Origin of the sequence: Halorubrum sp. PV6 (genome assembly GCF_003990725.2) — an archaeon.
Taxonomy (GTDB): domain Archaea; phylum Halobacteriota; class Halobacteria; order Halobacteriales; family Haloferacaceae; genus Halorubrum.
This window is the reverse complement of record NZ_CP030064.1, coordinates 510,692-523,341: the sequence shown is the minus strand read 5'-3', so window position 1 is coordinate 523,341 and position 12,650 is coordinate 510,692. Positions and strand designations below refer to the sequence as shown.

Annotated in this window: 13 protein-coding genes; 7 read left to right on the top strand and 6 right to left on the bottom strand. The window is 65.5% G+C overall.

Translation table 11 applies throughout. The annotated features are described in order from the left end of the window. Positions 1 to 43: 43 nt before the first annotated feature. From DOS48_RS16330 to DOS48_RS16305, 6 genes are all read right to left on the bottom strand, one after another. On the bottom strand, positions 44 to 460 hold the full coding sequence (locus tag DOS48_RS16330; protein ID WP_127116764.1) for a VOC family protein: 417 nt from the start codon (positions 458 to 460) through the stop codon (positions 44 to 46). Between the two features lie 179 nt (positions 461 to 639). Then, the gene (locus DOS48_RS16325) at positions 640 to 810 is read right to left on the bottom strand and encodes a hypothetical protein (RefSeq protein WP_158283832.1); all 171 of its coding nucleotides are present in this window, start codon (positions 808 to 810) and stop codon (positions 640 to 642) included. Positions 811 to 904: 94 nt separating this feature from the next. Next, a complete protein-coding gene (locus DOS48_RS16320) occupies positions 905 to 2,146 on the bottom strand; it encodes an ethylbenzene dehydrogenase-related protein (protein WP_127116763.1) in 1,242 nt (413 codons plus the stop codon). Between the two features lie 144 nt (positions 2,147 to 2,290). Beyond that, positions 2,291 to 2,611, bottom strand: coding sequence for a hypothetical protein (locus DOS48_RS16315; protein WP_127116762.1), 321 nt, complete (start codon positions 2,609 to 2,611; stop codon positions 2,291 to 2,293). 294 nt (positions 2,612 to 2,905) lie between these two features. Then, positions 2,906 to 3,211 (bottom strand): hypothetical protein, encoded by a 306-nt coding sequence (locus DOS48_RS16310; protein ID WP_127116761.1) that lies wholly within the window; start codon positions 3,209 to 3,211, stop codon positions 2,906 to 2,908. Positions 3,212 to 3,274: 63 nt separating this feature from the next. After that, entirely contained in the window at positions 3,275 to 4,093 is an 819-nt protein-coding gene (locus tag DOS48_RS16305) for a hypothetical protein (RefSeq protein WP_127116760.1), read from the bottom strand. Positions 4,094 to 4,792: 699 nt separating this feature from the next. Here DOS48_RS16305 and DOS48_RS16295 point away from each other — a divergent pair. The 7 genes from DOS48_RS16295 to DOS48_RS16265 all read left to right on the top strand — a co-directional run bounded on the left by DOS48_RS16295 (position 4,793) and on the right by DOS48_RS16265 (position 12,629). Next, entirely contained in the window at positions 4,793 to 6,103 is a 1,311-nt protein-coding gene (locus DOS48_RS16295) for a sulfatase (protein ID WP_127116758.1), read from the top strand. A 204-nt stretch (positions 6,104 to 6,307) separates the two neighbouring features. Then, the gene (locus DOS48_RS16290) at positions 6,308 to 7,534 is read left to right on the top strand and encodes an MFS transporter (RefSeq protein WP_127116757.1); all 1,227 of its coding nucleotides are present in this window, start codon (positions 6,308 to 6,310) and stop codon (positions 7,532 to 7,534) included. Between the two features lie 54 nt (positions 7,535 to 7,588). Next, entirely contained in the window at positions 7,589 to 8,290 is a 702-nt protein-coding gene (locus tag DOS48_RS16285) for a 2,5-diamino-6-(ribosylamino)-4(3H)-pyrimidinone 5'-phosphate reductase (RefSeq protein ID WP_127116756.1), read from the top strand. A 296-nt stretch (positions 8,291 to 8,586) separates the two neighbouring features. Continuing rightward, positions 8,587 to 9,510: a coiled-coil protein gene (locus tag DOS48_RS16280; RefSeq protein WP_127116755.1), complete on the top strand. Its 924-nt coding sequence runs from the start codon at positions 8,587 to 8,589 to the stop codon at positions 9,508 to 9,510. A gap of 111 nt (positions 9,511 to 9,621) precedes the next feature. After that, positions 9,622 to 10,557: a signal peptide peptidase SppA gene (sppA, locus tag DOS48_RS16275; RefSeq protein ID WP_127116754.1), complete on the top strand. Its 936-nt coding sequence runs from the start codon at positions 9,622 to 9,624 to the stop codon at positions 10,555 to 10,557. Between the two features lie 68 nt (positions 10,558 to 10,625). Then, positions 10,626 to 11,753, top strand: a complete 1,128-nt coding sequence (locus tag DOS48_RS16270; protein ID WP_127116753.1) for a DUF373 family protein — start codon at positions 10,626 to 10,628, stop codon at positions 11,751 to 11,753. Between the two features lie 51 nt (positions 11,754 to 11,804). Continuing rightward, positions 11,805 to 12,629 (top strand): shikimate dehydrogenase, encoded by an 825-nt coding sequence (locus DOS48_RS16265; RefSeq protein WP_127116752.1) that lies wholly within the window; start codon positions 11,805 to 11,807, stop codon positions 12,627 to 12,629. The last annotated feature ends 21 nt before the right edge of the window (positions 12,630 to 12,650 follow it).

Here is a 12,650-nt window from a genome sequence, read left to right as displayed (position 1 = left end):
TCGAGTGAAGTCGAGTGAGGTGAACTGACCGGGGCCGACCGCCTCAGGCGTCGAGCACTTCGATCAGGTTCCCCTCCGGGTCCCTGACGAACAGGATCGTCGTCCCGCTCTCCGTGGTTCGCGGCGGGCTCAGCGTCTCCACGTCGTCGTCGAGGTCGGCGTGGAAGGCCGCCACGTCGTCGACCGAGAGGCCGAGGTGCGTCGCGCCCCGATGGTTGAGTTCGGGGGCCTCGCCGGGGGCGGCGGGGTCGTACGCGACGAGTTCGAGGACGATGTCGCCGGCGTCGAGGTGCGCGAACGCGGCCGACGCGTCGTCGACGGCGACCGCCTCGGCGAAGGCGTCGCCCCCGACCGCGAACTCGGCGACGATGTCGAACCCGAACGTCTCGGTGTAGAAGTCGACGGCGCGGTCCAAGTCGGCGACCGTGATCCCGACGTGGTGGGCGCTTGGATCGGACACGATCAGCCGGTCGGGCGGCGGCCGAAAAACGGTGTCGGCCGCGACGGGGGCGGTCGGCGACCGGTAGCATCCGGGCGGTTCCAGCTGTTTGGATCCACTACCATAATCGCTTACTGATGTTTTCTCGCATCCGTGCTGCAATACAGGGTGCGTGCCCTCCGGGGAATTACTTCGAACCTCTACTCCGAGCCGTACCTGCCGATTGCCGCCGCAGTCAACAACAGTAGGAGCACGACGGGCGTGTACCCGATCTCGCCGGTGTATGCCATAACCCCGACGAACATCGCGGCGATGAAGATGACAACGTTCTTCGAGCGTACATCGGTGATCCGATGAATTTCTGGACTCATGTACGCATTGCGGGTGATCAACTATTAGTTGTTACTCCGATCTGCTCTATAGGAGACTGTAACGCCTATCGGAATACGGTGTTCGCCGCCGCGCTCACTCGGCCGCTCGGCCGTGGAGCTTCCACATCGTGGTCTCCAAGTTCCGGATGGCCGTAGCCCGTTGCCCGTTCACGAGATCCGTCCAAGACGCGATCCCTGGGAAGACCAGCGGCGTCGTATGCACGGGGATTTTGGTCCAGTCGACGTCGGCTGCAGCGGTCGCGGGCTCAACCTCGTGAGCCACTAAGGGCGGCGGAAGGTCTGCCGTCCGTTCGGGAGTCACCCCGAGACCGAGCCGGTGGGCGTAGCCAGCCCAGTGCCAGCGCTTCCCGGCGCCGTGGTGAATCGCGGGTGCCCACAGGTAGATCTCGCCCGGAGACAGCTGCGTTGTGTCCGAGGGGGTATCGGTTACCAACGGACGTGACATTGTGACGACCCACTCGTCTCCGGTCCACGTGCCCGAGGCGGTCCAATCGGCGGCACTTCCGGTGGGCTCGCGGACGGGGCGGCGTGGAATCATCGCCCCCTCCCACTCGGCCACACCGGGGTCGAACGGGACCGTCACGTCCGGTGTAAGCGCGTACGTTCCCGAACCCTGTGCCGGGAACTCGCCGGCAGAGACGGCGTGGTAATCGAGTGCGCCCCCGTCGACGACATCCGGATCAAACATCAGCTCCGGCCCCGCGTCCGATGTCCACTCCTGGCTCGTGTAGGTTCGACGGCCGTCGTCGGCGTGCCGGTAGTCGAGAACGTGAGCATCGGTCCCGTATCCGACCGGGTCGGACCGGTGTGCGCGCCACATCGGCAGGTCGAGAAACTCGCCGTGGGCCTTCATCGCCTGTAGTTCGCCGGGGGAACGCACCTCTCGCCAGTCGCCTTCCCACCACTCGCCGGCACATGCCTGTGGAAGGAACTTCCGGATATCGGACTTCCCGAGACGGTCGCCGTAGTGGGGGTGGGACGTGACATCGGCGACAGACGCTGCGCTCGGCAGCGAGCGCATCCCCTCGTGAGCCGTCAGCCATCCGGCGAACTCCTCGAACCCGCGAACGCTCCCGTCGTCGAGGAAGAAGCTCAGACGGTCCTCGTAGAACCCGGTGTGCCCGTCGTCGCTCACCCACGGTGACGGGTCGGCAAACTGTCGCCACTCGCCTTCGTGGTAGGCCAGCATATCGTGGATCCAGCCGCCGGGGTCGGGTTGATCCCACCGAAACTGGAAATGCAATCGCTCTCGGTCGTGTGCCACCCGCGTTCGAAGCTGTTTCTCTTGTTCGGCTGGCATCCAGTCGTCGTTCATCGACCCAACTCATCGTACGGTGGGCAGCTTACTTGGCTCGTGCTACGTTGTGGTAAGGTAGCATACATACATAGCGGGCGCGCACCTCACAGAGAGTCATCTTCCGGCTTGGTCGGGAACCGCTCAGCACGGTTCACGTGTGAGTTAAATTGGCTCGTTCTGATTCGAGAGTTCTCTGAGCGCTTTCGCTACGGCCTCGACTTCTATGGTAGACTCAAACTTGTTGAACCCATCAAGCACACTGTCCGACCAATCACCTGTGCTCTTTTTCTCTTGAATGAACCCCTCAAGAAAGACAGCGGCACGGTATGCTTCCTTTGGGGAGAGGGTAGCAGGCACATCTGACGGGGTGATTAAATTGAGGTCGGCGTGATATTCTTGAATTTCAAACGACCATTCACCATCATCATCACGAAATGACTCATACCGCTTCTCAAAATTGGAAGGGTCTATCTGGCTTCTCATATATATATATAGTGTTATGTCCCCATCCAATAAACAACTTTCTGTGCGCTCAAATGGGCGTGCGAGATACAGCGCGGAGTTTGGTATACACACCAGATTCACTCAACTCCCGAGCCTCCCCTGCCCGTACTCTTGACGAAGCCGTCGCAGCCTACCTCGGCGCCGGGGAGTCGCCGAGCGACGAGGAACTCTGTATGACGGAGAGTAACCCGGTCCCGCTACGCGACGAGGTTAAGAGGTCCGTCGGTAGGCATTCAACAGCCGCACTGAGCTGGTCGAATGCCTCTCGACTGGTTAGTTGTGTGCTGACAGGAATCCGTCGTCATGAGAGAGGGCACCGTCCGGGAGCCACGTATCCTCGAGATCCGTCCACTCCTCCGTCGGAAGTTGCTGATGACGTTCTTGGGGGATGACGATTTCAGTAGCCGCAGAAACGATCCCGTACTTTCGAATCGCCGTCTTCGGCTCATCAAGCTCATGTTCCCGGAGATGAGCTTTTGCCCGCGAGAACAGGTCCTGTCTGGAGTACTCGTTCCGACGGCCTTCGAGTGCGAAAACAGCGTCACAAAGCGAACATCTGAGCAGGACTGCCGACTCCATGTTTAATAGGTATGACGCTATCAAGAAAAAACCCGAGTGATAGTAGTATACAGCAATATATATTCAAACGAGTTCGCCGGCTGCGTCGGCGATTGCTGACTGATCAATGTACTCGAGACCGTTTCCATACACCACCAGCACAGGTTTGTCTTGGAACCGACCGATTTGGCGAGACCTGACAGCCTCTATCGCAACGTACGTTCCGCCTGGGAGTGTCGGCGCGTCGGCGTACGCCGCCGGAAGGTCGTCTCTGTGCACGGCCGCCAGCATGTGACCAGGGAGGATCACCATCGCAGTTCGGTAGTTGAAAATCGGTTGTGAGAGCAGTCCGACCAGTAGAAACGTGAGGTCCTCACAATCACCGCACCCATCGACCAAAGTCTCCTCAACAGAACGGACATAATCCGGCGCACCGGTCGACTCTGCGTCTGTCACGTATTCGAGCGAGTGAACGAGCCCGATCACCGCTTCAAAACGGACCGACTCGGGAAGCGATCGCCAGGCACTCTCACCTCCCGTACGTGCGTCGGCGAGTGCTTCCGTGAGTCGTTCGGCATGAGCACTCGCCTTCGCCGCTTCAAACCCACTCAAGTAACCGTGTGTCTCGTCAGCCGCCTCTCGGTGCACGGATCGATCGATAGGGAACTCCAGACGCCACTCGCGCCCGGATCGGTCCGTCCACTCGTACGTCATCGCGTAGCCGTCCGGGGTCAGTTCGCGGGCAACGACCCCTCGGTTGTCTGTGGGCGTTGATTGCGTTGGTTCACTCGCAAAGAGGGACATCGACGCAGACCACAGATCGAACAGTTCGAGGACAGAAGAGACAGCAGCCCCGAGCACGGCGCGGTGCAGGGTGGTACTAAGGAGTTCACGTCGTTTCATATTGCCCGAGAGATCACCTCGGTTGCAGACAGCACCGACAGCGGCACCCCCGCCGATGTCGGCATGAATATCTGAGTTGGCGCCGATGGAGGCAGTCGGGCTGATCCGACTTGCCAATGTCGGGCCCGGCGGCGGAGTCGCTTGATGCGGCCGCCCCGTATCCGGATACCTATCGGAAGCATTCGGGTTTGACGACGGAGTCGACGTCCACCGTCATCCACGTTGAAAGCCGTTCGTCGTCGGTGGCGTTAGCCGGGTACACTGTAACCCGGTCGGGCCCTGACGGACGATTGTCAACTTGATGTACTAAGCCGGTGTAGGGAGGGCCCGTCGACCTTCGACCGGTCGTCTCGCCGCTTGCCGACGTCCAGTTGGCATCTGTGGTCATCTCTTACTCAATAGAGTGATTCGGCGACCGCCCCTTGAACGCTTATAATAGGAGAATAGAAGCGTCAGAAGTCCACTAGTGGAATATATAGTTCAAGTCTACGCCGTGGTACTCCGCTTCGCTCCGCGGGCGTCAGTTATATTGACAGAGCGCTAATTCCGGAGGCCAACTGACGCGTGTGATCTCGAACCGTGGACTGCTTCAGCGCGCTCTGGTTCTCTCGATAGCGCTCCGGACGGGTCGGGATAGAAACGGTGTCATAATATATAATATTTGATAAGAATGAATAGGCGTCGACCGTCACCCGAGGTATGGGACGTGATGAATCACCGAACGTATTGCTCGTTGTGTTGGATTCGGTCCGTGCGAAGAACTGCTCGCTGTACGGCGCTGCCCGTCCCACAACGCCGTTCTTGGAGTCACTCGCAGCGGAATCGATCACATACACCCAGGCTCGAGCACCGTCGAACTGGTCGCTACCGAGCCACGTGAGCATTTTCACCGGCTTCGAAGCCCACGAGCACAGGCTGACTGTCCACGACAGGCTCCGTCCGGGCAACACCGTCTTCGAGTCGCTCGCCGAGGCCGGGTACGAGACCGGTCTGTTCACCGAAAACGGGTTTCTGAACGGTCGCAGCTCGGGAATTCAGGAGTGTTTTGAGACGGTCACAGGGGTCCCGGACGAGTATGACGAAACGTACGACACGGCGTCGCTCAACCCTGGCCCCGACGGGTTTTACTATGCCGACCAGCTGCTCGACTGGACGGCCGAGCAGGACGGAGAGTGGGCGGCGTGTCTCAACGTGATGGACAGCCACCGACCGTTCGAACCGCGCGAAGAGTATGATATGTGGGGCGACGAGCAGGCCCGACAGCTGCAGGCGGACCTCGATGTTCGTTGGGAGTGGCAGTTCTATGGCGATACACATCCGTACTGGCGTCTTGCCGGGCTCGAATCCCTCTACGATGGCGGAATACGGCAGGCCGACGCCGTCGCCAAGCGGACGATCGAAACACTCCGGCAACGCGGCGAACTCGACGACACCCTCGTCGTCGTCTGCGGCGATCACGGCGACGGATTCGGTGAGCCCGGCCGTCTGCCCGACGAACCGAATGCCGTCTCGCACATCATCCCGATGCACGAGGAACTGCTTCACGTCCCACTCCTTGTTCGGCCGCCTGGCGGCACGGCGGGGGAGATGTGTCACGAGCCGGCCGCACTGACTCAGTTCCCAGCTGTGGTTGAGGCGTACGTGGACGGCGATCCGTCGGGAGCTGCATTCGCCACGGAGCGAGTGGTATCGTCAAAACAGCCAGTCACCGCGGATCTGCGTGATCGGTTCGAAGATGCTTGCGGAGACGTCACCCCATTTACGGCCGCGAGCCACGCCGTCTACACGAACGAGGAGGGGAGAGCGGTTCGCAAGCGATATCACTGGGGCGACGAGGGGTTGGAGGCGTCCATCTCCGGGGCGGGTGATTTCAGGCTGCTTCGAGAGATCGATCCGACAGCGGTCACCGGCGCGTTCGACGCTCCCGAGGCTGGCGTCAGAGAGCCGATGGGCGGTCGACAGGCCACTGAGCAAGCCAAAGAACAGCTCGCGGCGCTCGGATACTACTGACGCCGGTGCCGGGAGGTGAACTACCCACTCTGCTCGCTCGCAGTTTTCGCCATCTGCCGTTTGCGCGGGGTCCAGAGTCAGTCGTCAAGTAATCGGTTGGGAATCGCTTTGAAAACGCACCGATTCACCGTTCGATCCGTATCTGGACACCGCCATTCCAACAGAGCCGGTCATTTATAACCGTCACCGGGGTAGCCACGAGCGATGAACCTCGGGCGGGCCAGGGAGTACGACGTGCTAGTGCTCACGTCGCTGGTCTGGTTTCTCGGGAAATTCGTGCGGTACGCGTTCCCCCCGCTCTTCGAGCCGCTACAGGCGAGCTACGGCGTGAGCAACGCCGCCGTCGGCGCGGCGTTCTCGGGATTCATGGCCGTCTACGCCCTGCTGCAGTTCCCGAGCGGCGCCGTCGCCGACCGGGTCGGCGCGGTCCGGGTGATCGCGACCGGGGCGGCCGTGGCGGGTGCGGGCGCCCTCGCGCTGCTCTTCGACACCCCCTTTGCGGTGCTGGCGGTCGCGATGCTCGTGATCGGCGCGGGGACGGGCGCGCACAAGACGGTCGCGGTGCGGCTGCTCTCGCGGATGTACCCGGCGCGGACCGGACGCGCGCTCGGCGCCTACGACACGTTCGGCGCGCTCGGCGGCGTCGCGGCGCCGGCGGCCGTCACCCTCGTTCTCGCCGCGCCGCCGGCGCTCGAAGCGATGCTCTCGCGGCTGCCGGGCGCGGACTGGCGCGGGCTGTTCGTCGTCACGGGCGCCGCCGCGATCGGGCTCGCCGCGGTCTTCGTCGGACACGTCCCAAAGCGACTCCCGGAGGGCACCGACCGCGGGCCGGAGCGCGAGGGGCCGGAGCCGAGCGCGCGCGACTACCTCGGGCTGTTCGAGGACCGCCGGCTGGCGGCGTTCGTCCTCGCGACGATCGCCTTCTCGTTCGCCTACAACGGGGCGGTTGCCTTCCTCCCGCTGTACCTCTCGCGGGCGGCCGACCTGTCGACCGCGACCGCGAACCTGCTCTATTCGGGGCTGTTCGCGGTCACGTTCGTCCAACTCGTCTCCGGCGACCTCTCCGACCGGCTCGGGCGGTTCCCAGTGATGGTCGCGGCCCTCTCGCTCGCGGCGGCGGCCCTCGTCGGCGTCGTCGCCGGCGCCGGCTCCGGGCCCGTCGTTCTGGGGGCCCTCGTCGTCGCCTTCGGGCTCGGATCGCACGGGTTCCGCCCGGTTCGGGGCGCGTACCTGGTCGAGGCGCTCCCCGAGCGGCTCGCGGGGGGTGGCCTCGGCGTGACTCGGACCCTGCTGATGGGCGCCGGGGCGCTCGCCCCCGCGACGGTCGGCGCCGTGGCCGACGCGACCGGGTTTCGGCTCGCGTTCGGGCTGCTCGCCGCCGCGCTCGCGCTCGCGGCGGTCGTGGCGGCGGGGCTGTGGGCGACCGAGTGAGACGTCGACCGCCGCGACCGAAACGACCATTTCCCGCCCGTACGACCGGCTCGTATGCACGTCGTCGTCAACGCCGCACAGAGCGTCGACGGGAAACTCGCGACGCGTCGCCGGGAGCAGCTACGGATCTCCGGCGCGGAGGACTTCGACCGCGTCGACCGGGTCAGGGCGGCCGCGGACGCGGTGTTGGTCGGGGTCGGGACCGTCCTCGCGGACGACCCGCACCTCACGCTCGACGAGGAGGCCCGGCGCGTCGAACGCCTGCGAAACGGACGCGCCGGCAACCCCGCTCGCGTCGTCGTCGACTCGACCGGGCGCACCCCGACCGACGCCCGCATTCTCGACGACGCCGCGACGACCTACCTGCTCGTCTCCGAGGCGGCGCCCAACGCCCGGCGCGAGGCCCTCGCCGACGCCGGCGCGGAGGTGGTGGTGGTCGATGAGCCGACCGGGAAGGGGGGGTCCAGGGGCGACCACGTCGACCTCGCGGCCGGCGTCGACGCGCTCGCAGCGCGGGGCGTCGGCCGGCTGATGATCGAGGGCGGCGGCGAGATCATCTACTCGTGTTTCGACGCCGGTCTTGTCGACGAGCTACACCTCTACGTCGGCTCGATGGTTATCGGCGGGCGCGACGCCCCGACGCTCGCCGACGGCGAGGGGTTCACGGAGTCGTTCCCGCGGCTCGAATTAGTCGACACCGAGCGGCTCGACGACGGTATCGTGCTCTCGTACGCGGTTGGCGAGTCGGCGGGGTGAGTCGTGAACGCGTCGGGCTGCGCGGCGGCGTGACCTGCGAGCGGTCGGTTGTCGGCTCGCTACTGACGGGTTGGTATGTGATCGGTGATCACGGATCGGGGAGTAGACGGCCCGTGCTACCGTCTTACACCCGATCCACCGAAGTATTTATATGTCGGCCTGCGGTATCGTTTGATACCAGAACGCCTCCGGCGCTGGTGGGATCGCACGCTGAAATGAACGGGAGCTCTTGTGTACGGCTTGACGCACAGTGGCGAGCGCCCGCTACCCCCGGAGCGGTGATGGAGAGATAAAAAATGGTAACGAAAGAAGAAGTCATCGAACAGTACGATATCGAGGCGATGGACGGAGCGGACAACGTGGACCTTTCTGAGGACGACCTTGAGAACGGGTCGAAGGGCCAGCTCATCAAACGCGCCGGACAGCTGCGAGACCGACGCAACGAGCTGAACCAGATGGCCTCCGAGCGCGCCTCCAAGCGCGACGACCTCAACGCGAAGACGCGCGAGAAGGTCGACGAGGCCCAGGAACACCGCGAGAAGCGCGACGAGCTCAACGAGCAGGTCCAGGAACACAAGGACAAGCGCAACGAGCTCAACGCCGACGCCAACGAGCTGTTCGACGAGGTCGAGGAGCTCAAACAGGACATGGAGCTCGGCTCCGGCAAGTCCATCGAGGAGCTCGAATCCGAGATCGAAGACCTCGAATTCCGCCAGCAGACGGAGGTTCTCGACGCCGAGGACGAGCGCGAACTCATCGAAAAGATCGACGAGAAGCGCGAGAAGCTCGCCGAGAAGAAAGAGAAGGTCGACGACACCAGCGAGCTCGACGACCTTGTCGAGGAGGCCGAGGAGGTTCGGTCCGAGGCGTCCCAGCACCACCAGAAGGTGACGGAGCTCGCGGACAAGGCCCAGGAACACCACAACCAGATGATCGAGGCCTACCGCGAGGCCGACGACATCCGCGACGAGGCCGACGAGATGCACGAGCTGTTCGTCGAGGCCCAAGAGGCCGCCGACCAGCACCACGAGGACTTCGTGCGCGTCCAGAAGCGCCTGCGCGAGCTCGACAAGGAAGAGGAGAAGGAGCGCAAAGACGAGCGCGCCGAGAAGCGCGAAGAGGAGAAGGAGGAAGCCGAGGAGATCTATCAGAAGTTCAAGGAGGGCGAGACCCTCGACACCGAGGACCTGATGAAGCTCCAGAAGACCGGCCTGCTGTAAGTTCGGACGCCAATTTTCCTCTGCGGTTGCGGTTTTCGCAAAGTCCCCAGCGACGGCCCCGCCGACGCCCGCAGCGATAGCATATAAACCGCCGGGCCTCCATTCGACGGTATGGCAAGCGATGCGCGGTCGGACGGGCGGGCTCTCCTCGCGGCCGCCGTGGTCGGCGCGACGGCGACGGTGGCGGGCGGGCGAATCGTCTCGCGGCTCACCCGCGGGCGGTTCGGCGAGAGCGAGGAGTACAACGTCGCGAAGGTACGCGTCTCCGGACCGATCCGGCGCAACAGCGGTCGTCCCTCGCCGCTCTCGGGCCCCGGCGGGACGACCGCCGACGACGTGGTCGAGCAGATCGAGGCGGCCGACGACGACGAGGACGCGGCGGCGCTCGTCGTCGAGCTCAACACGCCGGGCGGCGAGGTGCTCCCGAGCGACGACATCCGGCGCGCGGCGGCCGACTTCGACGGCCCGACGCTGGCGTACGCCACCGACACCTGCGCGTCCGGCGGCTACTGGATCGCGAGCGGCTGCGACGAGCTGTGGGCGCGCGACGCGAGCCTCGTCGGCTCCATCGGCGTCGTCGGCTCTCGCCCGAACGCGGCCGGGCTGGCCGACAAGCTCGGCATCTCCTACGAGCAGTTCACCGCCGGCGAGTACAAAGACGCCGGGGTGCCGCTCCGCGAGATCGAAGAGGAGGAGCGCGAGTACCTCCAGGGGATCATCGACGGCTACTACGAGCAGTTCGTCGAGACCGTCAGCGAGGGGCGAGACATGGACCCGGACGCGATCCGGGAAACCGAAGCGCGGGTGTACCTCGGGACCGACGCCGCCGAAATCGGCCTCGTCGACGAGCTCGGGACGGAGGACGACGTGGAAGACCGACTCGCGGAACTGATCGACGCCGAGCCCGAGATTCGCGAGTTCACGCCCGAGCGGGGGCTGGCGGAGCGGCTCGGCATCGGCGCCGAGCGCGTCGCCTTCGCGGCCGGCAGCGGCGTCGCGAGCGTGTTCACGAACGAGGGCGGCGACGTGGACATCGAACTGCGGTGAGCGGCGACGGCCTCGGGTGACGGTGAGCGACGGGGAACTTTTTATCCGGTCGGATCGAGTGTCGGCACGTGACGACGCTGGTCATCTGTATCGACCGCTCCGGGGCGATCGGCCGGGCCACGAACGTCCCGATGCCGGTCGCCGGCTGGGAAGCGGTCCGCTCGCTCGTCACCGACGCGGGCCTGAGCGACCCCGAAGACGCCAGCGTCAACTGTCTGCTCGAATCGCTGCGAGTCGCTCGCGACCTCCGCGACGAGCGCGAGGAGTCGGTCGTCGCGGTCGTCTCGGCGGAAAGCGACAGCGCGGTCGGCGCCGACCGCTCGATCGCCGCCCAGCTCGACGACCTCGTTGACCGCTACGACCCCCGAGCCGCCATCGTCGTCGTCGACTCGGCCGAAGACGAGCGGGTCCTCCCGATCGTGGAGTCGCGTATTCCCGTCGACTCGGTCGACCGGGTGGTGGTGCGGCAGGCCCGCGACATCGAATCGACCTACTACCTGCTCAAGCAGTTCCTCGCCGACGAGCAGCTCCGATCGACGATCCTCGTCCCGTTCGGGATCGCGCTCCTCTTGGTGCCCGCGCTGTTCTACTGGTTCTCCGCCGGCGAGGCGATCGCGGGCGTCGCCGGGCTGCTCGGCGGGGCGCTCCTTTATAAGGGACTCGCGATCGACCGCGCCGTCGCGGGGATGCCGGAGCGGATACGCGAGGCGCTGTACGCCGGGCAGGTGTCGATCGTGACGTACGTGGTCGCGGGCGGACTCGCGCTGGTCGGCGGCTTCTTCGGCTTCCTCGCCGCGTCGGGATTAACCGACACGCCGGCGCTGGTGGAGGCGGTCGAGTTCGTCTACACCGCGGTCCCGTGGTTCGCCGTGGCCGGTGTGACCGCGGCGGTCGGGCGACTGCTCGACGAGCTGATCCGCGACGAGGGCATTCGCACCCCGTACCTCAACCTCCCCTTCGTCATCGCCGCGGTCGCGCTCGTCGTCCGCGGGTTCGCCGGCTACTTTCTCGCACAGGAGTCGATCCTTCCCGCGTTCGAGATGGGGAGTCTCACCGTCAGTCCGGTCCAGCAGCTCACGGCGTTCATCGTCGGCGGCATCGTGGTGTCGCTCGTGGGCGTCAAACTCGCGAGCGACGTGGGCACGGAGACGCTCGAAGACGTGATCGACACGGACCGAGAGACGGACGGCAAGTGACGCGTCCGACCGACCACGCCGCTTTAGTCGGTCGCGGCCGCCTGAGCGGGCATGGACGTGTACGGACTGATCGGGAACCCGGTCGGCCACTCGCTGTCGCCGCCGATGCACGAGGCCGGCTACGGGACGCTTGGAATCGACGCGCGCTACCTGACGTTCGAGCCGGCCCCGGACGACGCCGTCGCCGCCATCGAGGGCGCCGGCGCGCTCGGCGTCGCCGGGCTCAACGTCACGGTCCCTTTTAAACAGGACGCGCTGACGGCGGTCGACCCCGCGCCGCTCGCCGAGCGGATCGGCGCGGTCAACACGGTCGATTTCGAGCCGGTCCGGTCCGGCGACGCCGACCGCCCCCGCGGCCACAACACCGACGCCGCGGGCGTGAAACGCGCGTTCGCCCACCACGGCGTGGAGTTGGACGGACGAGAGGCGGTCGTGGTCGGAGCCGGCGGCGCGGGGCGGGCGGCCGCGTTCGCGCTGGCCGACGCGGGCGCGGCGATCCACGTCGCGAACCGCACCGCCGAGCGAGCGGTCGAACTCGCCGAGGCGGTCCCCGGCGCAACCGGCTCCGGCCTCGACGACCTCGGCGAGCGCGTCGCCGGCGCCGACGTGTTGGTCAACGCGACCAGCGTGGGGATGGACGCCCCCGAGACGACGCCGGTGCCGGCCGACCACCTCCACGGCGACCTCGCCGTCCTCGACGCCGTGTACGCGCCCATCGAGACGCGGCTCCTCCGGGAGGCGGCCGAAGCCGGCGCGACGACGATAGACGGCGCGTGGATGCTGCTGTTTCAGGGGATGGAAGCGTTCGAGATCTGGACCGGCGCCGACGCGCCCGTGGAGGCGATGAACGCCGCGCTGCGGGCGGAGTTGGAGTAGTCGGGCGCGGTCGCGGGCCGC